The organism is Streptomyces sp. NPDC127190 (genome assembly GCF_042672505.1).
Lineage (GTDB): Bacteria > Actinomycetota > Actinomycetes > Streptomycetales > Streptomycetaceae > Streptomyces.
In genome coordinates this window covers 1-24,510 of record NZ_JBHXVE010000030.1, presented here as the reverse complement: position 1 = coordinate 24,510, position 24,510 = coordinate 1, and the positions used below count along the sequence as shown (strand labels likewise).

Annotated in this window: 23 protein-coding genes; 13 read left to right on the top strand and 10 right to left on the bottom strand. The window is 72.3% G+C overall.

Going from position 1 to position 24,510, the window contains the following annotated elements:
* Positions 1 to 47 precede the first annotated feature (47 nt).
* Complete coding sequence (locus ACFVIU_RS32830; RefSeq protein ID WP_385847025.1) at positions 48 to 1,631, top strand: cytochrome P450; 1,584 nt, start codon at positions 48 to 50, stop codon at positions 1,629 to 1,631.
* Here the strand turns inward: ACFVIU_RS32830 and ACFVIU_RS32825 are convergent.
* The 4 genes from ACFVIU_RS32825 to ACFVIU_RS32810 form a co-directional block, all read right to left on the bottom strand.
* On the bottom strand, positions 1,593 to 2,468 hold the full coding sequence (locus ACFVIU_RS32825) for a pentapeptide repeat-containing protein (protein WP_385847023.1): 876 nt from the start codon (positions 2,466 to 2,468) through the stop codon (positions 1,593 to 1,595). The genes ACFVIU_RS32830 and ACFVIU_RS32825 overlap by 39 nt on opposite strands.
* A gap of 9 nt (positions 2,469 to 2,477) precedes the next feature.
* Positions 2,478 to 5,054 carry a patatin-like protein gene (locus ACFVIU_RS32820; protein ID WP_385847021.1) on the bottom strand — a complete coding sequence of 859 codons (2,577 nt, stop codon included), beginning with the start codon at positions 5,052 to 5,054 and terminating at the stop codon, positions 2,478 to 2,480.
* A 157-nt stretch (positions 5,055 to 5,211) separates the two neighbouring features.
* Positions 5,212 to 5,955: a PIG-L deacetylase family protein gene (locus ACFVIU_RS32815; RefSeq protein ID WP_385847020.1), complete on the bottom strand. Its 744-nt coding sequence runs from the start codon at positions 5,953 to 5,955 to the stop codon at positions 5,212 to 5,214.
* Positions 5,956 to 6,013: 58 nt separating this feature from the next.
* A complete protein-coding gene (locus ACFVIU_RS32810) occupies positions 6,014 to 7,315 on the bottom strand; it encodes an alpha/beta fold hydrolase (RefSeq protein ID WP_385847018.1) in 1,302 nt (433 codons plus the stop codon).
* Between the two features lie 115 nt (positions 7,316 to 7,430).
* On the opposite strand from ACFVIU_RS32810, the gene ACFVIU_RS32805 reads away from it, so the two are divergent.
* Entirely contained in the window at positions 7,431 to 7,742 is a 312-nt protein-coding gene (locus ACFVIU_RS32805; protein WP_385847017.1) for a hypothetical protein, read from the top strand.
* 113 nt (positions 7,743 to 7,855) lie between these two features.
* Here ACFVIU_RS32805 and ACFVIU_RS32800 read toward each other — a convergent pair whose 3' ends face one another.
* Positions 7,856 to 9,214 (bottom strand): BNR repeat-containing protein, encoded by a 1,359-nt coding sequence (locus ACFVIU_RS32800; protein ID WP_385847016.1) that lies wholly within the window; start codon positions 9,212 to 9,214, stop codon positions 7,856 to 7,858.
* A gap of 340 nt (positions 9,215 to 9,554) precedes the next feature.
* On the opposite strand from ACFVIU_RS32800, the gene ACFVIU_RS32795 reads away from it, so the two are divergent.
* From ACFVIU_RS32795 to ACFVIU_RS32770, 6 genes are all read left to right on the top strand, one after another.
* Positions 9,555 to 10,310 (top strand): (Fe-S)-binding protein, encoded by a 756-nt coding sequence (locus tag ACFVIU_RS32795; RefSeq protein ID WP_385847014.1) that lies wholly within the window; start codon positions 9,555 to 9,557, stop codon positions 10,308 to 10,310.
* Positions 10,307 to 11,785, top strand: a complete 1,479-nt coding sequence (locus ACFVIU_RS32790; protein ID WP_385847012.1) for a lactate utilization protein B — start codon at positions 10,307 to 10,309, stop codon at positions 11,783 to 11,785. The genes ACFVIU_RS32795 and ACFVIU_RS32790 overlap by 4 nt, the downstream gene beginning before the upstream one ends.
* Complete coding sequence (locus ACFVIU_RS32785) at positions 11,782 to 12,423, top strand: lactate utilization protein C (RefSeq protein WP_385847011.1); 642 nt, start codon at positions 11,782 to 11,784, stop codon at positions 12,421 to 12,423. Before ACFVIU_RS32790 ends, ACFVIU_RS32785 begins: the two co-directional genes overlap by 4 nt.
* 127 nt (positions 12,424 to 12,550) lie before the next feature.
* Positions 12,551 to 13,408: an AAA family ATPase gene (locus tag ACFVIU_RS32780; RefSeq protein WP_385847010.1), complete on the top strand. Its 858-nt coding sequence runs from the start codon at positions 12,551 to 12,553 to the stop codon at positions 13,406 to 13,408.
* Positions 13,405 to 14,757: a VWA domain-containing protein gene (locus ACFVIU_RS32775; RefSeq protein WP_385847009.1), complete on the top strand. Its 1,353-nt coding sequence runs from the start codon at positions 13,405 to 13,407 to the stop codon at positions 14,755 to 14,757. Before ACFVIU_RS32780 ends, ACFVIU_RS32775 begins: the two co-directional genes overlap by 4 nt.
* A 47-nt stretch (positions 14,758 to 14,804) precedes the next feature.
* Entirely contained in the window at positions 14,805 to 15,779 is a 975-nt protein-coding gene (locus ACFVIU_RS32770) for a D-cysteine desulfhydrase family protein (RefSeq protein WP_385847007.1), read from the top strand.
* Between the two features lie 24 nt (positions 15,780 to 15,803).
* On the opposite strand, the gene ACFVIU_RS32765 is transcribed toward ACFVIU_RS32770, so the two are convergent.
* The 3 genes from ACFVIU_RS32765 to ACFVIU_RS32755 form a co-directional block, all read right to left on the bottom strand.
* Complete coding sequence (locus ACFVIU_RS32765) at positions 15,804 to 16,163, bottom strand: cupin domain-containing protein (protein ID WP_385847006.1); 360 nt, start codon at positions 16,161 to 16,163, stop codon at positions 15,804 to 15,806.
* Positions 16,164 to 16,257: 94 nt separating this feature from the next.
* Entirely contained in the window at positions 16,258 to 16,923 is a 666-nt protein-coding gene (locus tag ACFVIU_RS32760; RefSeq protein ID WP_385847004.1) for a hypothetical protein, read from the bottom strand.
* Positions 16,924 to 17,010: 87 nt separating this feature from the next.
* Positions 17,011 to 17,916, bottom strand: coding sequence for a LysR family transcriptional regulator (locus tag ACFVIU_RS32755; protein ID WP_385847002.1), 906 nt, complete (start codon positions 17,914 to 17,916; stop codon positions 17,011 to 17,013).
* A gap of 212 nt (positions 17,917 to 18,128) precedes the next feature.
* Between ACFVIU_RS32755 and ACFVIU_RS32750 the strand changes: the two genes are divergently transcribed.
* The 5 genes from ACFVIU_RS32750 (at position 18,129) to ACFVIU_RS32730 (ending at position 22,938) form a co-directional block, all read left to right on the top strand.
* Entirely contained in the window at positions 18,129 to 18,836 is a 708-nt protein-coding gene (locus ACFVIU_RS32750; RefSeq protein ID WP_385847000.1) for a DUF5995 family protein, read from the top strand.
* Positions 18,837 to 18,964: 128 nt separating this feature from the next.
* Positions 18,965 to 19,660 (top strand): type 1 glutamine amidotransferase domain-containing protein, encoded by a 696-nt coding sequence (locus ACFVIU_RS32745; RefSeq protein WP_385846999.1) that lies wholly within the window; start codon positions 18,965 to 18,967, stop codon positions 19,658 to 19,660.
* A gap of 32 nt (positions 19,661 to 19,692) precedes the next feature.
* Positions 19,693 to 20,658, top strand: a complete 966-nt coding sequence (locus ACFVIU_RS32740) for a pirin family protein (protein WP_385846997.1) — start codon at positions 19,693 to 19,695, stop codon at positions 20,656 to 20,658.
* Between the two features lie 1,307 nt (positions 20,659 to 21,965).
* The gene (gene cutA, locus ACFVIU_RS32735; protein WP_006143010.1) at positions 21,966 to 22,292 is read left to right on the top strand and encodes a divalent-cation tolerance protein CutA; all 327 of its coding nucleotides are present in this window, start codon (positions 21,966 to 21,968) and stop codon (positions 22,290 to 22,292) included.
* A 112-nt stretch (positions 22,293 to 22,404) separates the two neighbouring features.
* Complete coding sequence (locus ACFVIU_RS32730; RefSeq protein ID WP_385846996.1) at positions 22,405 to 22,938, top strand: hypothetical protein; 534 nt, start codon at positions 22,405 to 22,407, stop codon at positions 22,936 to 22,938.
* Between the two features lie 267 nt (positions 22,939 to 23,205).
* Here the strand turns inward: ACFVIU_RS32730 and nudC are convergent, their stop codons facing one another.
* Together nudC and ACFVIU_RS32720 are read right to left on the bottom strand one after the other, a co-directional pair.
* Complete coding sequence (gene nudC, locus ACFVIU_RS32725; RefSeq protein ID WP_222997844.1) at positions 23,206 to 24,105, bottom strand: NAD(+) diphosphatase; 900 nt, start codon at positions 24,103 to 24,105, stop codon at positions 23,206 to 23,208.
* 94 nt (positions 24,106 to 24,199) lie between these two features.
* Positions 24,200 to 24,510: transposase (locus tag ACFVIU_RS32720; RefSeq protein WP_385846994.1), on the bottom strand; the 311-nt coding region annotated here is incomplete at its 5' end.

Sequence of the window (24,510 nt, the reverse complement as noted above, 5' to 3'; positions counted from 1 at the left end):
GCGTGCCACCGGTTCAACGGCCCGCTGGATCAAGGGAGATCGGCGTCATGGCGGAGACGACGAACAGGACGCAGACCGCGCACACCACCCGGCCGGCGGCACTGCCGAAAGGGTTCCGCAGTGCCGAGCAGGGCTGGCCCGAGCTGCACCGGATACCGCACCCCCCGCACCGGCTTCCGCTGCTCGGCGATGTGCTCGGCGCCGACCGGCGCAGGCCGGTACAGGACTCCATGCGGTACGCGCGTGAGCTGGGTCCGATCTTCCGGCGCCGCGCCTTCGGCAAGGAGGTCGTGCTGGTGTGGGGGTCCCGGCTGGTCGCGGACCTCGCCGACGAGTCCCGGTTCGCCAAGCACGTCGGGCTCGGCGTGGCCAATCTGCGGCCACTGGCCGGGGACGGCCTGTTCACCGCCTACAACCACGAGCCCAACTGGCAGCTGGCCCACGACGTCCTGGCCCCCGGTTTCAGCCGGGAGGCCATGGCGGGCTACCACGGGATGATGCTGGACGTCGCCGCCCGGCTGACCGACCACTGGGACCGCGAGACGGGGGCCGGGCGCACCGTGGACGTGCCCGGGGACATGACCAAGCTGACCCTGGAGACGATCGCCCGCACCGGCTTCGGACACGACTTCGGCTCCTTCGAACGGGACCGGCCGCACCCCTTCGTGACCGCGATGGTCGGCACGCTCGGCTACGCGCAGCGGCTGAACAGCGTGCCCGCGCCGCTCGCCCCGCTGCTGCTGCGCGGCCCCGCCCGGCGCAACACGGCGGACACGGCCCTGCTCAACCGCACGGTCGACGACCTGGTCGCCGAGCGGCGCCGGTCGGGCGGCGGCGAGGGGGACCTGCTGGACCGCATGCTGGCCACCGCCCACCCCGAGACCGGCGAGCGGCTGTCCGCGGAGAACGTCCGCAAGCAGGTCATCACGTTCCTGGTGGCGGGGCACGAGACCACGTCGGGCGCCCTCTCCTTCGCCTTGTACTACCTCGCCCGGCACCCGGAGATCGCCGCCCGGGCGCGCGCCGAGGTGGACCGCGTCTGGGGCGGCACCGCGGCGCCCGGCTACGACCAGGTCGCCAAGCTGCGCTATGTCCGGCGGGTGCTGGACGAGTCGCTGCGGCTGTGGCCGACCGCGCCCGGCTTCGCCCGCGAGGCCCGGCAGGACACGGTGCTCGCCGGGGAGCATCCACTGCGCCGCGGCGCCTGGACGCTGGTGCTCGCCCCGATGCTGCACCGCGACCCCGAGGTGTGGGGCGAGGACGCCGAACGGTTCGACCCGGACCGCTTCGCGCCCGAGGCCGTACGGGGGCGCCCGCCGCACACCTTCAAGCCCTTCGGGACCGGCGCCCGGGCCTGCATCGGCCGCCAGTTCGCGCTGCACGAGGCGACCCTGGTCCTCGGCCTGCTGCTGCGCCGCTACGAACTGCGCGCCGACCCCGGCTACCGGCTGACGGTCACCGAGCGCCTGACCCTGATGCCGGAGGGGCTGCGGCTGGGGCTGGAGCGGCGTCCCATGCCCTCCGCCACGGCCGAGCGGGCGGTGCCGTCCGGCGCGGCGCCGCGGGAGGCGGCCGACGCCGGGTCCGGACCGTCAGCCGCCGGCTGTCCAGTGCACCGGGCGGCGCAGTGACCCCGGCAACCGGGTGCCGGCGCTGCCCCGCGCGGCGTCCAGCTGCGGCTGGGTGAGGAAGAAGGCGCCGGTGAGGTCCGCGTCGGTCAGATCGGCGTCGCGCAGATCGGCGCCGATCATGTCCGCGTCGCGCAGATCGGCACCGGTGAGGTCGGCGGCGATCAGATAGGCGCCGCGCAGGCTCGCCCCGCGCAGGTCGGCGCCGCGCAGCCGGGCCCCGACGAGGTCCGCGCCCCGCCGGTCCTTGCCCTTGCCCCTGCCGCCCTTGCCCTTCTTGCCGCCGGTCCCGCCGGTCCCCCCGAGGGCCCCGGCCCGGGCCAGCTCGCTGGTGCGCAGCAGCAGCACATTGACCTTCTGCCGGTGCGCGGCCACGTCCAGCGCGGCCAGTTCCTCGGGCCGCTGCCGGGTGAGCCGCTCGGTCTCCTCCAGAGCACTGCGCAGCTCGGGGTGGACGGACCGGGCGGCGGGCAGCCCCAGTGCCTCCGTCAGATACCAGAGCAGCTCCTGCAGCTGTCGTACGACGGGGAACACCTCGAACATCCGGCGGGCGTGTTCCTTGGTCCCGGTACGCCAGTCCTGCCCGCCGAAGGTGACCTGCGAGACCTTCTGTCCGGCGCCGAAGCAGTCGTAGACCGTGCAGCCGGTGAAGCCCTTCGCGCGCAGGTCGGTGTGGATACCGCAACGGTGGTCGCCCCCGAGGTTCGGACACGGCCGGCCCGCGGGCTTGTCGAGCGCGAAGTCGGCGGAGCGGGCGAAGGGCAGGGCGACACAGCACAGCCCGAAGCACTGCGCGCAGTCCCCGCGCAGCTCGGACGGCCCGGCTATCTGATCTGGCATGAGAACACCCTACTGACCTGCGGCACCGACCCTTGGCCCGGCATGCCGCCGGAGCCGGTCCCCGAACAGGCGGGCGCTCAGCACGGTCCCCGCCGGCCGCAGCACGGCGCGGACGCCGTCCAGCACGAGGCGCAGGCCGCTCCAGCGGCCTGCGGCCGCCCACGCCGCGTTGACGGCCACCGTCAGGCTCTGCACCACGGTGTGGGTGAGCAGCGGGGTGCCGGCCTCCCCGGCGAAGGTCTCCTCGGAGATCCGGCACAGGCCGAGCAGCCTCGCCGCGTCGTCGGGCGTCACGGTCCGCCCGGCGCAGGCCCGCTCGAACGCCCCGGCCTCGTCGGCCGCGCCCGCCTCCCGGTCGAGTCTCGCCTGCTCGGCGACGCACGGCAGTTCCTCGGCCGCGATGAGGCGTTGCAGGGCGGACGCGACCCACAGGGAAGTGAGCGGCAGACTGCTGTGGTGGTGGGCCCGGGCGGGGTCGTCGAGAAAGGCCAGCTCACGGTCGACCCCGGGCCGTATGTGCTCCGGTGGTGGTCCGCCGGCGATGCGGGACAGCTCCTCGCGGACGACGTCGCGGGCGTTCCGGCCGGCGCCCGCGGTCTCGGCCAGCCGGGACAGGCGGGCCGGGGACAGCAGGATGTGCACCAGCCATCCGGCGCCGTCCAGGCGTCCCCACATCCAGTCGTTGGCCCGCCAGGACCGCTTGTAGAAGGCGCCGAAGTGGTGCAGCTGGAGACCGGTGAGCTTGTCGTCGGCCAGGCAGCGCGCGTCGAGCAGGGTGCGGGTGTCCGCGCTCACCTGGACGAGTTCCACCGTCTGCGGGGCGGGCAGCTCCGCCGCGGAGAAGGTCCGCTGGGTCATCTCCAGCAGGAACAGACGGCGGGCGGCACGCTCCGCCGACGGGGGCGCCGTCCCCCAAGGGGCCACCAGGAACGCCAGGCGGGGACCTGCGGGCCCCCGGGGGTCCAGGGTCTCCCGCGCGTCGAGCAGGACCCCGGCGAGCCGCTGCCAGGATCGCGCCCACTGTCCGGGGAGATCGCCGAGGTCTCTCTCCGCCTCGTCCAGCGCGCCGTCGGCCGACCGGGGGTCCGGCCGGCCCCGCTCGTCGCGGGGCAGCTCCAGCAGGTCGGCGACGGTGGTGACGGGACGTGCGGGGGCGTGCTCGGCGGCGGCCCCGGGAACGCGCGCGATCAGGCCGTCGAGCGTGCGCCGTAGGTCGGGACCGGCCGCGGCGGAGCCGTCGCGCAGGAGGGTGAGCACGGAGGCCCGGGCTCCGTCGAGGGGTGCCTGGCCGAAGCGGGCCAGTACACCGAAGAGGTCCGGCGCGTCCGGCTCCGGCAGGGTGTCGGGGACCCTCGCCGCCAGCGCGGCCGCGATGCCGTGGGTCAGGTCGTCCAGATCGCTGCCGTACCCCGGGGGCCGTCGGCCCGGCGGCGGCCGTCCCGGTGTACGCCGGGCCAGGTTCCGCTCGGCGGCCGAGCGGGCGTGGTCCTCGATCCAGCCCTCGCGGTACTGGGCGTACATCGCGCTCGTGGTCGTCTCGTCGTCGGGCGGGAGCAGCCGTACGAGCCACTCCTCGCGGCGGCGCCGGGCCGTCACCCGGTCGTTGTGGTCGGTGAGCGTTTTCAGGTCGCCGGAGATGGTCTGGGACAGGGCCGCGTCGAGGTCCCTGACCAGGGCCGGGCCCATGGGTGGTGGGTCATCCGGCCGTGCCGCGGGCTGCCGGAGGGGCGGGGTCCGCACGGTGGGCACCACATAGGTGAGCACCCGGCGCACCTCACCGCGTGCGGGGCGGTCGAAGACGGCCTTCAGAGCGGGGCCGAGGGGCCGGTTCGCCAGAAGTCCGCCGTCCGCGCAGAACTGCGTGCGGGGGCCGGCGCCGAGATAACGGCTCATGTCGGGGTGGCCGGCCGGTCCCGCGGTGCCGACCGGGACGAACGCGGGCTCGAAGGCCACCGGGAAGGAGGCGCTGGCGCGGGCGGCGAGGGCCAGCGCCTGCGGGATGTCCGGGCCGGCGAGGTCCGCGGGCCCGAAGGCGAACACGCCGCGGTGGTCGGTGTCCTGCACCGCGGTGCCGTAGTCGTCCCGGAAGGTGCTGCGCACCCCGTCGAGCAGGGTGGTCGTGATGAACACATGGGTGTCGCGGGGCTCGGCATGCGGCGGTGGCAGCTGCTCCAGCGCCGTACGCAGCCCGGCCAGCAGGACCTCGTCGCCCCTGAGCAGGGACGGCGGGTGCCGCTCGGCCGGGGAGCGCAGCAGCCCGGACAGCGCCCCCTCGTCCAGCCACAGGTCCCGCAGCCCGCCCAGGTCGCAGCCGCGTGCGTTGGCGAGTCCCAGGCAGGCCGCGTTGATGCCGCCCGCGCTGGTTCCCGAGAGCACGTCGAGTCGGACGTCCAGGCGCAACAGGTCGAGCAGTTCCCGGTACTTCGCGCGGACCTGCCCGTCCTCGGCGCGATCGGCCCCGGCCTGCGTCAGGAGGTTGATCTCACGCGCCACGCCGCCCATCCAGACGGCGAGGCTCACACCGCCGGTGAAGACCGCCGCGAGTCTGAGTTCCGCCGGTGCGAGCTGCGTCGATGTGTCGTCCATGGCCGATGTGTCCCTGCGGATATGTCCCTGCCTCGAGGTCCTGCGGCAGAACGAATCCCGACCATCGGGTATGAACCTCAATAATAACGCTTCTCGCGCTGCGCCCCTTCTGTCACTGAAGCTTCTGTCCCTGAAGCTTCAGTGACAGAAGGGGTCCTCAGCGGTTGAACACCTCGAAGGCCACCGCCGGCACACCGCCGAAGCGCTCGCCGGCCCTCTTGGCGTTGGCGGTCACGAATTCACGGACATAGGTCTCGGGGTCCTGGTCGGTCAACGCCTCGATGTAGGTGCGGTGTTCGAGGAGGGAGTGCACGGCGCGCTCCAGGCCGGTGGTGGCGTCCACCGCGTGGGTGGGTGCGGCCGAGCCGGCCACGGCGACCCAGCGGACGCCGGCCCAGGGTTCGAGGCCCTCTTCGACGAGCTCGGGGAAGATCCAGCGGTTGCCGGCGTCCGCGGCGGCGTCCAGGGTGGCGCGGCCGACGGCGACATGGTCGGGGGTGTTCCAGGCGATCGTGCCCCAGGTGTCCCGGTGGTTGAGGGTGATGACCAGTTCGGGGCGGTGGCGGCGGATCGCGGCGGCGATGTCGCGGCGCAGCGCGGGCCCGTACTCGATCACGCCGTCCCGGTGGTCGAGGAACTCCACCGACTCGACGCCGACGGCGGCCGCGCTCGCCCGCTGCTCGCGTTCGCGCAGCGGTCCGCAGACGGCCGGGTCGAGGGTGTCTATGCCCGCCTCGCCACGGGTCGCGAGCAGATAGGAGACCTCCCGGCCGGCATCGGTCCAGGCGGCGACGGCGGCCGCGCACCCGTACTCCAGGTCGTCGGGGTGCGCGACCACGGCGAGGGCGCGCTGCCAGTCGTCGGGCATGGGCTGGAGCTGGGCGTTCTGCGACTCGGTCATGGCCGCATCCTATGCCGCAACTCCCCGCCGGGCCCGTGGGGTTATGGGGGAACCGGGGTCACACCTCGTCGCGGGCCAGGGCCAGCAGACGGTCCAGCACCCGGGGCGCGCCGGTGCGCAGCCCGTCGTGCTCGTACTCGTTGGTGACCCAGGGGCGCAGACCGCGGATGGCGCGGGCGGTGCGCAGGGAGTGCTCGGTGTCGACGTACATGTCGTCGTGGTACACGGCGGCGGCGACCGGGACCTCGTTGGCGGCGAGGCGGGCCGGGTCGTACAGGGGACGCCAGTCGGAGTGGGCGGCGAGGTGTTCGGCGGTCTCGCGCAGCGGGCGCAGCGCCGGGTCGGCCTCGAACATCCAGGGGTGAACGGTCTCACCGGTGAACAGGACCGGGGCGTTCCCGGCGACCGCCTTCGCGGCGTCGAACTGCGGGAACTCGGCGCGGACCCGCTCGGCGGACCATGCGGTGGGGCGGGCGTCCTGGCCGTAGATCGTCTCGTGGACGAGGGCGTAGAGGGGGTGGCAGGCGTACGACAGCAGGGTCTGGGCCTGCTCCTGGAAGGCGTCGGAGAGGGCGAGACCGCCGGGCGTGCGGACGAAGGCGTCCTCCAGGAGGTAGTGCAGGCGGTGGCTGCCGTCGCTCATGCCGAGCATCAGGCCGAGGGACTGGAAGGCCTCGACCGTGAAGCGGTAGCCGTTCGGCAGGGTGACCTCGTGGGCGAGCAGGTGGTCGGCGATCCGGCGGGCCCGCTCGACGTCCTGCGGGTAGCGGGCGTAGTGCGCGGCGACCTTGCGTTCCACGCGTGGGTAGGCGGCGCGGTAGACGTCGTCGGCGTGGGCGTCGAGGGAGGGCAGGCCACCGGTGATGACGGCGGTGTCCAGGCCCTGCGGGGCGAGGGAGAGGTACGACACGGTGCAGAAGCCGCCGAAGCTCTGCCCGAGCACGGTCCACGGGGCGCCGCCGGTGACCTCGGGGCGGATGGCCTCGCAGTCGTGGACGATGGAGTCGGCGCGGAAGTGGGTGAGATAGCGGGCCTGTTCGGCGGGGCCGCCGCGCAGCGGGAGCGTCTGCCGGGTGGCGGGCGTGGAGCGGCCGGTGCCGCGCTGGTCGAGCAGCAGGACGCGGTAGTCCTTCAGGGCCCGGTCGAGCCAGGCCTGACGTCCGACGAAACGGTTCGCTCCGAAGCCGGGGCCGCCCTGGAGGTACACCAGCCAGGGCAGCTGCTGCCCGGCCTTGTCGCGCGCGACCGCCTCACGGGCGTACAGCTCGATGGTCTCGCCGCCCGGGTCGGCATGGTCGAGGGGCACGGTGAAGTGACGGTCGGTGAGAACGACACCGGGCTGGTGGTAGCTGAGGCTCAACGGGGCTCCCGGGACGGATGAAGCGGACGCGTCCCAGTGGAGCACATGTCGGGGTGCGGGCCGGGACTGACCACCCCCCGTCACCTCGCCCGGGCAGCCGGGAGAAGATGCCGCAATGGAACGATCCCCGAAGAAGAGAGTCTGGACGCGGGCGGGCCGGGAGCAGGCCGCTTACGAGGCCAGCGAGAGCTTCTACACGGCCACGGTGCACGCACCGCCGCATCCGCACACCGTCGTGGGACTGGCCGTCGGGCAGCCGATGCCGACGGTGATGGAGGCGGTGGTGAGCATGCAGGAGGACGCGCGGGAGCTGGAGGCCGACGGCGTGCTGGGCCTCCAGGTAGTGAACGACACCGACGGCCTCCACGGTCAGCACAGACTCTTCATCGCCTATGGCACGGCGGTGCGCTGGGGTCAGCCGGAGTGAGCGGCCCGGCCGGTCGGCGGGCGGCGAGGCTGGAGCGCACTCGATGTGCGGGCGGTTGATGACCTTGGACACCGTGCCCACCGGCACTCCGGCGGCGCGGGCGACAGCGCGGGTCAGTCGGGCAGCGCGAAGTCGATCACATGGAGCGCCGAGGGTGTCGTACCGGTGGACTTCTCCTGGTACATGAACGACAGCACATGGTCGTACCGCACCCGCCACTCGTCGATGACGACCTCGCCGAAGGCGTTCAGGTCGCTGCCGTCGTACAGCAGGGTCCAGTCGGTGTACCCGGAGGACCTGGACGCGGCGGCGATCCGGCCGAAGGGGAAGACCGCGTAGGCGTTGTCGTACGGGTCCAGGACCAGCTTGGTGCGCTGGCTGGAGTGGAGCGGGACCGGGATCTCCGTCTTGGTCCAGGTGCCGGAGGTGTTCTTGCGGAGGTGGAAGGCGCGTCCGTCGGCGGTGCGGGCTGCGACGTAGTCGGTGGTGGACCGGCCGAAGCGGCCGGGGACGTAGCTGATGAGCGCGTGCGGGAGGCCGGTCGAGTCGGTCCACTGGCTCTCCTGGTTCATCAGCGAGTGGTCCGGGCCGAGGGGGTCCACGACGAGTCCGCTGTCCGTCACCGCCACCGTGTCGGAGGTGCCGGTGGTGGCGACCGGCGCACCGGCGTCGTTGCGCCAGGTGCGGCCCCGGTCGGTGGAGTACACATAGCCGGTGTCGTGGTTGGTGATGCCGCCGCTGCCGGACAGCACGGCGGCGTTCTGCTCGCGCCAGGTGAAGAGGGCGTGCAGCCGGCCGTTGACGTCGTAGTCGATGCCGTGCAGGTACATGTTGCGGGCGGTCGAGGAGCCGTGTGCGCTGGTGTACGTGCCGGTGGAGCTGGTCCACTCCCCCAGTGCCGTCCACGTCGAACCGTCGTACTCGGCGAGGGCGTTGCGGCCGTCGCCGGAGATGCCGGCCCGGTAGCTGAGCTGGAGCCTGCCTTCGGGGGTGGAGAGGAACTGCGGGTAGGTGAACTGCGGGGTGAGGGCGAGGCCGTCCAGGGAGGTCTGGACCGCACCGAAGACCGACGAGGTCCAGCTGGTGGTGGAGGGGTTGTCCATCAGCCCGGCCGTCGACTTCACATAGAAATAACCGTCGCTGTGGGAGTCCATGGCGAGGTGCAGGCGGCCATCAGACATGGAGACGCCCATGGAGATGACGTTGTGGGAGTCGCCGGCCTTCAGGACGTGGGAGAGGGTGACGGTCGACCAGCTGCTCGCGCTCAGGGCGCGGCGGCCGACCACGGCGTTGCCCGTCGAGGTGTACCAGGCGGCGTACTGGTAGCCCTTGTAGGTCAGCAGGCCGTGCTTCTGGAAGGAGTTGTTGTTGACCAGGCCGTCGTAGGAGACGAAGAAGACGGCCTGGGAGTCGAGTCGGGTGGTGCTCTTCCTGCTGACGGACGGGCCGGGGGCGGTGATGCGTCTTTTCATGAGCGGCTCCTACGATAGCGGGAGTTCACGGTGCGACCCCAGCCATCACGGCGGGTCGGAGTGCTGGACACCCCTATGGGTGGGCCCTGGCTTCCTGGACTCGCCGGCCCTCGCACACCGCCGGGTCGTCCAGGACGCGCAGCGGCCGGCCGGCGCCCTGCCCGCCCTGCGCCGGCTGCTCACCGTACCCAGCCGCTGACCCGGTACGCGCCCCCCGGTGACACCGCCGTCCGGCGGGCGGCCGAGGCACGGCTCGCCGCCCGGTGAGCGGCCGTCTGCCGCCGGGCCGGGCCCGGCGACTACCCTGCACTCGTCCGAGGACCGACTTCGAGGAGCCGCGATGCGTGTCGCTCTGTTCCTGACCTGTGTCAACGACACGCTCTATCCGGACACCGGCCGTGCCGTGGTGAAACTGCTGGACAGGCTGGGCGTGGAGGTCGACTTCCCGCTCGGCCAGACCTGCTGCGGGCAGGCGCACTACAACACCGGCTACCGGCATGAGGCGGAGCCGCTGGCCCGGCGGTTCGCCGAGGTGTTCCGGGGCTACGACGCGATCGTGACACCCTCCGGGTCGTGCGGGGCGATGGTGCGGGAGCTGTATCCGCGGCTCGGCGAGCGGGCGCGGGAGGAGGGCCGCGGGGACTCGCTGGCCCGGACCCTGGCGCCGGTGGTACCGAAGACGTACGAGCTGACGGAGTTCCTGGTGGACGTGGTGGGGGTGACGGATGTCGGCGCGTACTACCCGCACACCGTGACCTATCACCCGACCTGCCACGGGCTGCGCGGCCTGGGCCTGGGCGACCGGCCGCGCCGGCTGCTCCAGGCGGTCAAGGGGCTTCAGCTGGTGGAACTGCCCGGCGCCGAGGAGTGCTGCGGGTTCGGCGGCACCTTCGCGCTGAAGAACGCGGAGGTGTCGGCGGCGATGGGCACGGACAAGGTGCGCAACGCCGAGTCGACGGGCGCGGAGGTGCTGTGCGCGGCCGACAACTCGTGCCTGATGCACCTGGGCGGCACCATGAGCCGGCTGCGCTCGGGACTGCGGCCGGTGCACATCGCGGAGATCCTGGCGAGCACAGAGGAGGACCCTGCCCTATGAGCGGCACGTTCGTCGGCATGCCGGCCTTCCCCGAGGCCGCGCACAGCGCCGTCCACAATTCCACCCTGCGCGGCAACCTGCGCCATGCCACGCACACCATCCGCGCCAAACGGGCCCGTGCGGTGGCCGAGTTGCCGGACTGGGACCGGCTGCGCGAGGCGGGCCGCCGGATCAAGGACCACACGCTGCGCCATCTCGACCGGTATCTGGTCCAGCTGGAGGAGGCGGTCACGGCGGCCGGCGGCGTGGTGCACTGGGCCGCCGACGCCGCCGAGGCCAACCGGATCGTCGCCGAACTGGTCAAGGAGACCGGAGAGTCGGAGGTCGTCAAGGTCAAGTCGATGGCGACGCAGGAGATCGGGCTGAACGAGGCGCTGCTCGCCGAGGGCATCCGGGCCTACGAGACCGATCTCGCCGAGCTGATCGTGCAGTTGGGCAGGGACCGGCCCTCGCACATCCTGGTTCCGGCGATCCACCGCAACCGGGGTGAGATCCGTGACATCTTCAGCAGCGAGATGGCCGCGTGGGGCCGCCCCGCCCCGGACGGGCTGAGCGACTCCCCCGCCGAGCTGGCCGAGGCGGCCCGGCTGCACCTGCGGGAGAAGTTCCTGCGCGCCAGGGTCGGCATCTCGGGCGCCAACTTCATGGTCGCCGAGACCGGCACCCTGGTCGTCGTCGAGTCCGAGGGCAACGGGCGGATGTGTCTGACCCTGCCGGAGACGCTGATCTCGGTCGTCGGCATCGAGAAGGTGGTGCCCACCTGGCGGGATCTGGAGGTCTTCCTCCAGACGCTGCCCCGCTCCTCCACCGCCGAGCGGATGAACCCGTACACGAGCATGTGGACGGGGACCACCGACGGCGACGGACCCCGCACCTTCCACCTGGTGCTGCTCGACAACGGCCGCACCGACACCCTCGCCGACCGGGTGGGCCGCCAGGCACTGCGCTGCATCCGCTGCTCGGCCTGCCTCAATGTGTGCCCGGTGTACGAGCGGGCGGGCGGGCACGCCTATGGCTCGGTGTATCCCGGCCCGATCGGCGCCATCCTCAGTCCGCAGCTCAGGGGCACCGCGAGCGAGATCGACGCCTCGCTGCCGTATGCGTCGAGTCTGTGCGGCGCCTGCTACGAGGTGTGTCCGGTCGCCATCGACATCCCCGAGGTGCTGGTCCATCTGCGGGAGCGGGTGGTGGAGGGCGGCCCGGCGGTGCAGCAGGGCAACAAGGTGCTGCTCCGGCCGGCCAAGGGCCATGCGGCGGAGCGGGCGGCCATGCGGGCGGCGCGCTGGGCCCTGGCCCGCCCCGGCGCGCTGCGCACCGGTCAGCGGCTCGCCTCGCGCACCCGTCGGCTGCATCCGCGCACCCTGCCGGGGCCGGGCAGCGCGTGGACCGGCACCCGGGACCTGCCGGCCGTACCGGCGGAGCCCTTCCGGGACTGGTGGCAGCGCACCCGTGGGGGAAAGGACGGCGCCAAGTGAGCAGCAGGGAACGGATCCTGGGCCGGGTACGGCGCGCCCTCGCCGATGTGACGCCGGACGAGCGGCCGTACGAGGAGGCCGTGCCGCGGGACTATCTGCGCGCACACGGGGAGCGTACGGCCGAGCAGACGGTGGAGCTGCTGGCGGAGAACCTGGTGGACTACCGGGCGCTCGTGCACCGCGCCACCGACGAGGAGATGCCGCATCTCGTCATGCGGCTGCTGGCCCGGCGTGGCTCGCAGGAGGTGCTGGTACCGCCGGGGCTGCCACCGGCGTGGCTGGCCGCCGCCGACCCGGTGCGGATCCATGACCGGGCGGTGAGTACAGCGCAGTGGCTGGACCGGGTCGGCAGTGTGGTGACGGGCTGTGCCGTGGCGATCGCCGAGACCGGCACGATCGTCCTGGACGGCTCTCCCGACCAGGGCCGGCGCCGCATCTCGCTCATTCCCGATCACCACATCTGTGTGGTGCGGGTGCCCGGCCAGGTGGTCTCCTCCGTCCCTCAGGCCCTCGAACGCCTCGATCCGGCCCGCCCGTTGACCTGGATCTCCGGCCCGTCCGCCACCAGCGACATCGAGCTGGACCGGGTGGAGGGCGTACACGGCCCACGGACCCTGGAAGTGATCCTGCTCGGCTGACCACCGCGCCCCGGTGGAGTCGGGCGGGCGTGTGCCGGTCCGGGTGGCGAATCCCCCGTGACAGCGGTGCTAAACAAGCGCTTAGATAGGGTCGGAAGCCGTGTTCCCCGCCCCTTCGGAGGCCCCGTTGTTCACATCCGTCGACGATGTCTCGGCCCGCCTCGCCGTAACGGGCTACCTCGCCTCGCCCGCCGTCGCCACCACCGTGTTCCTCGCCGCCCGGCTCGGCAAGCCGCTGCTGGTGGAGGGCCCCGCCGGGGTGGGCAAGACCGAGCTGGCCAAGGCCGTCGCCCAGGCGGCCGAGGCCCGGCTGGTGCGGCTCCAGTGCTACGAGGGCGTGGACGAGTCCCGCGCCCTGTACGAGTGGAACCACGCCAAGCAGCTGCTGCGCATCAGCGCGGGCCGCGACGAGAGCTGGGACGAGACCCGCACCGACATCTTCAGCGAGGAGTTCCTGCTCCCCCGCCCGCTGCTCACCGCCATCCGCGGCGACGAGCCGACGGTGCTGCTCATCGACGAGACCGACAAGGCCGACGTGGAGATGGAGGGCCTGCTCCTGGAGGTGCTCAGCGACTTCCAGATCACGGTCCCGGAGCTGGGCACGGTCACCGCGACCCGCCGGCCGTTCGTCGTCCTCACCTCCAACGCCGGCCGGGAGCTGTCCGAGGCTCTGCGCCGGCGCTGCCTCTTCCTGCACATCGGCTTCCCGGAGCCGGAGCTGGAGCGGCGGATCGTCCGGCTGAAGGTGCCCGGCCTCGGCGACGCGCTGACCGAGTCGGTGGTCCGGGTGGCCGGGGCGCTGCGCGCGATGGACCTGCGCAAGGTGCCGTCGGTCGCCGAGACCGTCGACTGGGCGCACACTCTGCTGGCACTCGGCGCCGGCACCCTGGACGAGACGGTCGTACGGGACACCCTCGGCGTGCTCCTCAAGCACCAGGACGACATCCAGAAGGCGGCGGCCACACTCGACCTGGACGCGCTGTGACCGCGGTCGCCGACCGGATCACCGATCTGGTCGGGGCCCTGCGCGCCCACGGGGTGCGGATCGGCACCGGCGAGACCGTGGACGCGGCCCTCGCGGCCGAGGCGCTGGGGCTCGCGGACCGGGAGCGCCTGCGCGAGGGACTGGCGGCGACCCTGCTGCACGGCCCGGGTCAGCGGCCCGTCTTCGACCAGGTCTTCGACCTGTACTTCCCGTGCCGGGTCGGCGGCCCGGACAGCGGGCCCGCGGACCGCGAGAAGCTGCGCGACCGGCTGGCCGAGGCCCTCGCCGCCGGCGACCGGGCCCTGCTGGCCCGGTTGGCGGCGGAGGCGGTCGACGGCTTCGGCGGATACGGCAACTCGCCGGGTTCGGACGGCTGGTCGGCGTACCAGACGCTGGAACGGGTGCGCCCGCAGACGCTGCTCGCCCGGGTGCGGGCGGACGCGCGGGCCCGGGACCGGGGCGGCGCCGGGTTCGCGGACCGGCTGCTGGACGACGAGATCCGGCGCCGGATCGAGGAGTTCCGGCGGATGGTCGGGGCCGAGGCGCGGCGCCGGGTGGCCGAGCGGCGCGGCCGGGACGAGATCGCCCGGCGGGCGGTCCGGCCGACGGCCGACCGGGTGGACTTCCTCTTCGCGAACCGGGAGCAACTGGCCGAGCTGCGCCGGACGGTGCAGCCGCTGGCCCGCAAGCTGGCCACCCGGCTCGCCGCGCGCCGCCGCCGGGCCGCCCGCGGCACCGTCGATCTGCGCCGCACCCTGCGCTCCTCGCTGTCCACGGGCGGGGTGCCGATGCGTCCGGTGCTGCGCCGGCGCCGCCCGGTGCGCCCCGAACTCGTCCTGCTCTGCGATGTCTCGGGCTCGGTGTCCGGTTTCTCGGACTTCACCATGCTGCTGGTGCAGGCGCTGCACGACCAGTTCAGCAAGGTGCGGGTGTTCGCCTTCGTCAACCGGCTGGACGAGGTCACCGGCCTGCTCGACCACGGCCGCGCCGACCCCGACGGGCTGAGCGCCCGGATCCTGGCCGAGGCCGCCCTCACCGGCTGGCACGGCAGCAGCGACTACGGCATGGCGCTGGGCGAGTTCACCGAGCGGTACGGCGCGGCGGTCTCCCCGCGCACCACGGTGTTCGTGCTCGGCGACGCCCGGACCAACATGAGCGACCCCAATCTGCCGGCCGTCCGCGACCTCGCCCGGCGCGCCCGCCGCGTCTACTGGCTGAACCCCGAGCCGCAGAGCCGGTGGGGCACCGGCGACTCGGCCGCCCCCGCCTACGCCGAGCTGGTCGAGATGCACGAGTGCCGTACGGCCCGGCAGCTCGGCACGCTGATCGCCCGGCTGCTCCCGGTGTGACCCGGGGTGGCGGCCCCGGCGGGGCAGCGGCTGCGAGGATGTCCGCCATGAGCCATGTCCCGGTGCCGCTCGGCACGTTCCCCACCCCGCTCGAACCCGCGCCCCGGCTGGCCGCCGCGCTCGGCCTCGGCCCCGACGACCTGTGGATCAAACGGGACGACCTGACCGGCCTGGGCGGCGGCGGGAACAAGATCCGCAAGCTGGAGTGGACGGCCGGCGCCGCGCTCGCCGAGGGCGCGGACACGCTGGTGACGACCGGCGCACCGCAGAGCAACCACGCCCGGCTGACCGCCGCCGCGGGCGCCCGTCTGGGCCTGGACGTCGTCCTCGTGCTGCGGGGCTCGCCGGGCGCCTCCCGGTCCGGGAATCTCGCGCTGGACGGGCTGTTCGGGGCGCGGCTGGCCTGGGCCGGCGCGGTGGACCAGGCGGGGCTGGACGCGGCGGCGGCCGAGGTGTGCGCCCGGCTGCGGGCGGACGGCGCCCGGCCGGCGCTGATCCCGTTCGGCGGATCCGGCGCACTGGGCGCCCGCGGGTATGTGCGCTGCGGGGAGGAGCTGCGCGAGCAGCTGCCGGAGCTGCGCACCGCGGTGGTCGCGCTGGGCTCGGGCGGCACCATGGCCGGCCTGGTCGCCGCGCTGGGCGCCGGATCGGTGCTCGGTGTGGACGTGGGCGCGCTGCCCGACCCCGCCTCGGCGGTGGCCCGGTTCGCGACCCCGCTGACCGCGAGCGAGGTCACGGTGGAGGAGCTGCGGGTACGCCGCGACCAGGTGGGCGAGGGGTACGCGACCCTGACCGGGCCGGCCGCCGAGGCGCTCCGGCTGGCCGCGCGCACCGAGGGCCTGGTGCTCGACCCGGTCTACACCGGCCGGGCCCTGGCCGGGCTGCGCGCGGCCGTCCGGGACGGCGGGATCCGGCCGGGCGAGCGCACGGTCTTCGTCCACACCGGCGGCCTGCCCGGCCTGTTCGGACACGCGGACGCCGTGGCGTTCGCGGAGAAGGGTGCGGCGGCCTTCGACGGGTGACCGCCCTTTTCGGAGCCTTCCGCCTCACCGGCCCTTGGCGTACTCGTTCGCCATGGTCCCGGCGAAGTCGTAGACCACGACCTGTTCGTCACCCACCACCCAGGCGTCATGGCCGGGCGGCAGCACGAACACATCGCCGGGGCCGACCTCGCCCTCGTTGCCCTCGTCCGTGCGGATGCGCATCCTTCCCTGCACCACGAAGCCGTTGTGATGGACCTGGCAGCTCTCGGTGCCCGCGATCGGGCCCACGGACTCCGACCAGCGCCAGCCGGGCTCGAAGGTGCCCACCGCGAAGTCGAGCCCGGTCAGGTGGACGGCTTCGAGGTGGCCCCGGGGGAAGTCGCGCCGTTCGTCCGGCTTGTCGACCGTCTTCACTTCCAGCATGACGGCCTCCTCCCTTTGGTTGTCCCGCCTCCATCGTCGGCCCGCCCACACGTGGCCGCCATAGGAACCGAACGGTAGAAAACGGACAACGATGTCAGGCTGCGCGGCTGTGCTCCACGGGCACCGGCGCCGCCCGTGCGGCACGGCGTACGGCGCACAGCGCGGCGAGATAGGCGACGTCGAGGAGGAAGCAGCCGACGTAGAGGTAGTACATCAGGGCGCTGTCGTAGCGGGGGTCCCCGGCGGGGTCGGTGAGCAGCGCCAGCGAGGCGCAGGCCGTCCCCAGCAGCTTGGCCAGCGCGATGCCGGCCGACTGTCCGCGGGTGCCGCGGCGCGCGGCGAGCATCGCGAGGAACATGCCGGACATCGCCAGGTTGCTGCCGAACGCCGTGATGGTGCCGACCCCTTGGTCGAACTCCTGCGAGGCGTAGTCCATGCCCACGTAGGCCAGCGCCAGCAGCACGGCGAGCGCCGGAAGGAACAACCGGCCGGGCAGATACGGGAATTCGGACCGTCCGAAGCGTACGACCGTGTAGCCGACGGCGAGGTCGAAGCAGAACCACACGATGTTCACGACGTGCAGCATCCCGGCCGGGGGCCGTACGAACGCGAACATGAACTCCCAGCTGATGTTGGTGGCGAAGGCCACCACCGGCATCCCGAAGGTGCGCTCCCGCACCCCGGTGCGGACCAGCAGCACATAGGCCGCCGTCCAGAAGGCTCCCGTGCCGAGCAATAACGCCGTGTGCAACGACTGCATCGCGCCCCCATCCCTGTAGGCCCGTCCCTGTAGGCCCATCCCTGTAGGCACCGCTCGGCCCAGCCTAGGGTCCGGACCGGGCGTGGGTCACCAGGACCGGGCCGCCCGCAGCAGGTGCGCGCGGACGCGGGCCACGTCCGGGCGGTCGGCGGCGCCGGGCCGCTGGACGAGGAAGGCGGTGTTGATCGGCGGGTCCTCCGGTTCCCGCAGGGCCACCAGCGCACCGGAGGCCAGCAGGTCCTGGCAGAGATAGCGGGGCAGCACGCCGAAGCCGGCGCCCGCGGTCACCGCCGCGAGCACCCCGCGCAGGTCGGGTACGGTCACGGCGGCGGTCAGGGACAAGCGCCGGCCGAACACATGACGCCAGTAGCGGCGGGCGATCGGCAGATCCTCGGCGTAGCTGACCAGCGGGACGTCGTGCAGCGCCGACGGCCCCTCGGTGGCCGGCCGGTCCGCCAGCCGCTCGGCCCACACGGGCGCGGCGACCAGCACGAACTCCTCGTCCACCAGCGGAACCGCGTGCAGCGTCCGGCCGCGCGGACGGGTGGTGGCGATCACCAGGTCGTGACGGCCGGCGCGCAGCTCCTCCAGCAGCGGATCCGTCAGCCCGGTCGCCACCCGCAGCCGTACGCCCTCGCCGACGAGCGGCGCGAGCGCGGGCAGCACGGTGGTGCACAGGAACTCGGCGGGGCCGGCCAGATGGACCGGTTCGGCCCGGGCCCCGGCGGGCGGGGTGGGCCCGGCGACGGCGGCCAGTTCGTCCAGCGGAGCCGCGATCCGGGCCGCGAGTTCGTCGGCCACCGGGGTCGGCGCCGCTCCCCTCGGCCGGCGTTCGAACAGCTCCCGGCCGGTCTGCCGTTCCAGTGCGCGGATCTGCGTCGTCACCGTCGGCTGCGACAGCCCCAGCAGCCGCGCGGCGCCGGTGAAGGAGCCGGAGCGGTACACGGCGAGGAAGGTGCGCAGCAGGTTCAGATCGAGGGAGGCGGTGTCCACGCGTCCGAGTATCACCGCTGCGCAGACGCCCCGGTCGGGCGGACGGACACACGGGCCGGGCACCGCAGTGGGTGGACCGGGTGATGCCGGATCGATACGGCATGGGCCGCCCGGGGGACCGTACCGAGGCGGACGTGGCCCGCGGAGCGTCCCCCCGGGCAGTCTCGACCCGCAAGCGATCCCCGTCCCCCTCCCTGCCTCGAAGGAGCCAGATGACCACCCAGGCCCTGCCCACGACCATCGACGAGGTCATCGACCGCATGCAGCAGATCGACGACCGGCTCGATCCGCGCGACGGCGTGGCGTGCTTCAACCGCATGTACCTGAAGGTCACCCGCCTGGTGAAGGAGAACGTCGGCGCGGGCACGTTCAAGGACAACGCCTTCCTGGAACGCATGGACGTCATCTTCGGCGGGCTCTATCTGCGCAACGTCGACGCCGCGGCCGCCGGCCGGCCGGTCAACCCCTCCTGGGCGCCGCTGTTCGAGATGCGGGCCAACCCGGTGATCTGGCCGATCCAGTTCGCCTTCGCCGGCATGAACGCCCACATCAACCACGACCTGGCCGTGGCGGTGGTGCAGACCTGCGCCGAGCGCGGCACCACCCCGCAGACCGCGCCCGTCCACGAGGACTACGAGAAGGTCAACGACCTCCTCGCGAGCGTCGAGGCCGAGGTCCGCGCCGAGTTCGAGACCATGCTCGTCCATGTGGCGACCCAGCCCGCCGAGGCCCTCAAGCACGCGGTGGGCAGCTTCGGCATCTTCACGGCCCGGGAGACGGCCTGGACCAACGCCCAGACCCTGTGGCACGACAGGAACATCTCCCTGATCTACGACAGCCACCTCGAGGCCGTCGCGCGCATGGTCGGCACCACGAGCCGCGCCATCCTGGTCCCGGTCGTGCCTCCGCCGGCCGTCTGACCCGTCCCCTGCGTCGTACAGGGCAGGCATAGGGAAGCCGATACCTGGCATTCGGCGTTTCATTGGTTGCCTATGGGGCACCTCGCCTACGTTCTTCTCCTGGACACCCAAGCTCCGGGAGAAGAACCATGTCGAAGATCCTTTTTGTGCTGACCGGCGCCGACCACTGGACGCTCGCCGACGGCACCTTGCATCCCACCGGCTTCTGGGCCGACGAGGCCGTGGCCCCGTACCGGGCGCTGAAGGCCGCGGGGCACGAGATCGTGGTGGCCACACCGGGCGGCGTGCTGCCGCCGGTGGACCGGGCCAGCCTGGCCGCGGAGGCCAACGGCGGCCAGGAGCGGGCCGACGAGATCGCCCGCACGCTGGAGGAGATGACCGAGCTGCGCGAACCGGTGAAGCTCGCGGAGGTCGACCTGGACGACTTCGCCGCCGTGTTCTACCCCGGCGGCCATGGCCCGATGGAGGACCTCGCCGTGGACGCCGACTCGGGCCGGCTGCTGGTCGCGGCGCTCGACTCGGGCAAGCCGCTGGCCGTGGTCTGCCATGGGCCGGCCGCGCTGCTCGCCGCCGTACGCGCCGACGGCACCAACGCCTTCGCCGGCTACCGGGCGACGGCCTTCACCAACGCCGAGGAGACCCAGGCCGGCTTCGCCGAGCGGGCCGCCTGGCTGCTCCAGGACCGGCTGGCCCAGGCCGGTGTGGACATCCGGGCCGGCCAGCCGTGGGCCCCGCACGTGGTGGCCGACCGCAACCTGATCACCGGCCAGAACCCGGCCTCGGCGGGCCCGGTCGCGGAGGAACTGCTCAAGCGGCTCGGCTGAGCGGACGGGGATTTCCGGCTAAGTTGGGCGCCATGAGCAACCTTGACCGCGCGCCCGAGCCCAGTGTCTGCGGTGGCCGCGGATTCGTCGTCGCCGAACCGGTCCGCGAGCTGCTGAGCCCCCGCCGGGTGAAGCTGGGGGAGGCGACGGAGGTGCGCCGGCTGCTGCCGAACCTCGGCCGCCGCATGATCGGCGCATGGGCCTTCGTGGACCACTACGGCCCCGACGACATCGCCGACGAGCCCGGTATGCAGGTGCCGCCGCACCCGCACATCGGGCTCCAGACGGTCAGCTGGCTGCACGAGGGCGAGGTGCTGCACCGCGACTCGACGGGCAGCCTGCAAACGATCCGGCCGCGGCAGCTGGGCCTGATGACCTCGGGCCGCGCGATCAGCCACTCCGAGGAGAGCCCGCGCCCACACGCCCGCTTTCTGCACGGCGCCCAGCTGTGGGTGGCGCTGCCCGACGAACACCGGCACACCGAGCCGAAGTTCGAGTACCACCCCGAACTGCCCACGGTCACCGCGCCCGGCCTGACCGCCACGGTGATCCTGGGCGACCTCGACGGCTCGGTCTCCCCCGGTACGGCCTACACCCCCATCGTCGGCGCCGACCTCGCCCTCACCCGCGGCGCCGACGTCCGGCTCCCGCTGGAACCGGACTTCGAGTACGGCGTGCTGGCCATGTCCGGCGAGGTCCACGTGGACGGCGTGCCGGTACTGCCCGGCTCGCTCCTCTACCTCGGCTGCGGACGCACCGAACTCCCGCTGCGCGCCGAGTCGGACGCCGGGATCATGCTGCTGGGCGGTGAACCGTTCGCCGAGGAGCTGATCATGTGGTGGAACTTCGTCGCCCGCTCCCAGGAGGAGATCGAACGGGCGCGGGAGGACTGGATGAACGGCGTCCGCTTCGGCGAGGTGAAGGGTTACGACGGGGCCCCACTGCGCGCACCGAAGCTGCCGGAAGTACCGCTGAAACCGCGCGGAAGGGTGCGTTGACCTGGGGAAACTCTGATGTGCAGTCCAGGGCATTCGAGACCGTCTCTTCGCCTGCCCTCCAGCGACGATCGCTGGTGGCACGGGCCCTTGGACGCTGCCTCCGGGACGCCTCCGAGGCTGCCCGCGTTTCCAAAGTCTGGTCATATGAGGGCAGCTTTGGCCGGACGAATGCTGACCTCATACTGACTTTACTGACGAGTCATCAGCATATGGTGAAGCGGTGTGATCGCTCCTTGGAGCGCGGCTGAGGGAGAGATCATCTGCATCGTGTTGTCGGCTGACGCTGCCCCCCGCAGCCGATAGCCCTCGGGGCTAGTCGTCGCAGGTCGGCCGCTCGGGCAGTTGTGGGAACCAAACAGCTGCAGGTGTAGGGGCACTACCGTCCGATCCCAGCGGCGAACATGGCATCCCGAGAAACGACCCCACCCTCAGCGAACCTCCCCCAGCCGCCGGCCCCGTCGGCACCACCATTTAGCCCGCGGTCGAGTGGAGTCCCCGCTGCTTCCCGGGCGCGCCGCCTTCCGGGACCGATACGAAGATCACGACCAGTCGGTGATCTTCGAGAGGACCCCTCCCCCTGAGCTTTACCCGTACCGCCGCCTTCACCGTCGGCCCGTGCAGGGCCAGGAGCAGGGCGTCGAGCTCACGGGGGTGCGCGGCGGCGCGTTCGGCGATCCTGCCGGCGTCCTTCTGGGCCGGAGGAAGGGCTTGCTCTCGACTCGTTGGCGCCGGACTACCCAGCGGCTCGTGGCGGTCCTGGCCGATCGGGGGCGGGAGGCGATGGACTGTCGGCAGCTCGCGGCGGCCGTGGTCTGTAGGTGGTCGCGACCGTTGGAAGGTTGGATCTGTCTGTGACCGTACGCGGTTCTTCGAATGTCGGCGGGTGAAGGTGTACCTGCTGGTGCCGCGCCACGGGCGCCGGCACCATCGACACCGTCCAAGTGGCGCCGGGCCGAGCGGGGGCGGCATGCGCCTGACGAGGGCCCCTCGCCCGGCGCCCCGCCCTGGTTCGACGGCGAGATCTCCGCCACGCGCGAGTGGCGCCGAGCCGTCCACAACACCGGACCCTTGGAGGGAGCAGCAACGCGCCGGTCCGTGACTTCGCGCGCCCCCTGCAAGCGAACAACCCCTTCGATGAGAGGATCTGCCACCGCAACCCCAAGCGACGCGCCACCTCCGAGCCGTTGCCGTCGGACTGATGCATGGCGTGATCGAGCGTCACTCACCTTTCACGGGTGACGACCGGCCTTCGGTGTGCTCTGGACGGCTGGGTAGGGTCGCGGTACCCAAGCTGGAGAGGTAGTTGCATGGCCCACGACATTGTGATTGCTCAGACGACCAGCGACGACGAGGGGCAGGCGACGATGCTGGCCCGAGGTGCAGTCGAGAGCAAGCTGGCAGCGGGAGTTCACATCGATGCGCCCATCACCGCCTTCTACTGGTGGAAGGGGAAGGTCGAGGCGGCGCGGGAGTGGCGCATCTCGTATATGACTACGACGGACCGTCTTCCCGCGCTAGAAGCGTGGGTGCACGAGAAGCACTCGTACGACGTCCCCCAATGGATCACACTGCCCGTAACCGGCGGGTCGGAGGCGTACCTGTCCTGGGTCTTCGAGGAGACGGAATCCGACTGAGTGGTTGTTGTCTTTCCGGTCTTGATGGCTGTGTTTCCGCTGGTCAGGTATAGGGTCGGCGGCCTCGTGGCAGTGGTGATGTGTCGTGTCGTCGCTGGGGTGGAGGTCGGGGATGCCGTCGGTCGTGGGGCTGCTGGAGCAGCGTGAGCTCACTGCTCGCCGTCGTGTGGACGAGCTGCGGGAGGATGCCGACCGCATTCACGCCGAGCTGGATGTGGCCGAGCGGGAGTGGAGCGAGTGGGTCATCGCCCGCTCGCGCGTGGGCGAGGTGCTGGCCCCGGACGACGACGCCGACGCCTCCGAGGACCAGGGTCATCCGGACGGGCCGCCGGTTCGTCCCGAGCCGGCGGAAGCGGCGAGGCGGAAGTCCGTGGTACCGATGTGGCGTGCGGGACTGGCCTGCTCGGCGCTCTCGGTGGACTATCAGCGCATCCTGCAGGCTCTCGCGGACCGGAGCCGGCTCGGTCAAGGACCTTTGACGTGCCAGGAGATGGCGGCCTGCTTCGGCCTGGGCCCGGTGCCGGCGAAGGTGGAAGCGCTGCGGTCGAAGGCGAAGCGGCTGGTGGCCCGGGGGTGGCTGGTCGAGTCGGCGCCGGGCAAGTTCACGCTCGCGAAGGACGTGGCCGGGCAAGGCGGCGCGTCATGAGCATCGTCATCGACCAGTAGACCATCGCCTCGTCACCTGGGTCCCACGCCGCGATACTCGGCCCAGTCCCGCGAGGCGGCACACCAGCCAGCCTTTCATCACCACTCGGATACCCGTTCGAGTGAAGCAAGAAGCCGAAGCGACTGGTCCAACTGGGCTTGGTATGCGGCCGGGTGGGCGTCGGCCAGCCGACGGACCCAGGCGGTGGCCGAGTTGAAGCAGAAGATAAACGAGCCAGCGTAAAATCTGTCTTCGCACCGCATCGGTTCAGTCTGTGTCGGCCAGCCACTGGTCGATGAGCGCCTTGCCAATCGAATCGACCCGGTACGGGCCGCCGAGCGTAGCGTCCGCCAGCCGCGCGCGCAGTTCCGCGGCCGTGAACCAGCGTGCCTCCACCACTTCCACGTTGTCCACATCGATCGCATCGGAAACGGCCTCGGCGCGAAACCCGATCATCACCCCGGCCGGGAACGGCCACCCCTGGGAACCCTGGTAGGTCACCGCACCCACGGTGACGCCGGCTTCCTCCCGCACCTCGCGGCGCACCGTGTCCTCGAAGCTCTCGCCAATCTCGACGAACCCGGCCAGTGTGCTGAAGCGGTTCGGGCCGGATGCCGCATGGCGGCCGAGCAGGCAGCGCCGGGGCGTGCCCGGAAGCTCGACTAGCACGATCACGGCCGGTTCGATCCGCGGGAACAGCAGCTTCCCACAGTTCTGGCAGGTCCGCAGGTGGCCACCATTGCAGGACCGGGCCGGGCCCCCGCAGGCGCCACAAAACCGCTGATTGCGGTTCCAGTGCAGAATTCCCCGCGCGTACGCCAGCAGACCCGCTTCGTCCGGCGTGATGGTGGGAACCATCGCCCGCACGTCCAGCATCCTGTCCGCGCCGGCCAGCTCGACGGCGCTCTCCCGTTCGAGCCCGGACACATCAGCCGCGAACACCGCCCTCTCGCCTTCGAGGCCGAGCAGCACCCGGTCGCCGGCCGCGACGAGGATGTCCCTCGCCTGGGCCAAGGGCAGCCGCAACGGCGTTTCGTTTCGCACCAGGCACTGGTCCTGCCACAGGGGAATGACCTGGGTACTGGCCCTGGTCAGCAGTGCCTCGATCCAGTCCGAGTCCCCCCGCCGATCAACGACACGGTCGAGCCCCAACCCGCTGTAGTACACCGCTCCTCCTGGATCACAGTGTCCGCCTGTCCTCGACACTAGCGGATACGTCCGCCGACACCCTCCGCAGCCAGAACTTGCCTAAGACGTCATTTCACTTGGCTAGTCGGCGGTGGCATATGAGGGTCGCGGCGATGGCTGTGAAGGCGAGGAAGTGTTCCGGCTTGCGCTCGTAGCGGCGGTGCAGGCGGCGGCAGCCGGACAGCCAGGACACGGTCCGCTCCACCACCCAGCGGTGTCGGCCCAGCCGCCGGGACGACTCGATGCCCTTGCGGGCAAGGCGGTGCTGGATGCCGCGGGAAGCGAGCCGTCGCCGCAGGTGGCGGTAGTCGTAGCCCTTGTCACCGTGCAGCTTGGCGGGCCGCCGGCGTCGAGGGCCGCGACGTGAGCGGATGGGTGGGATGC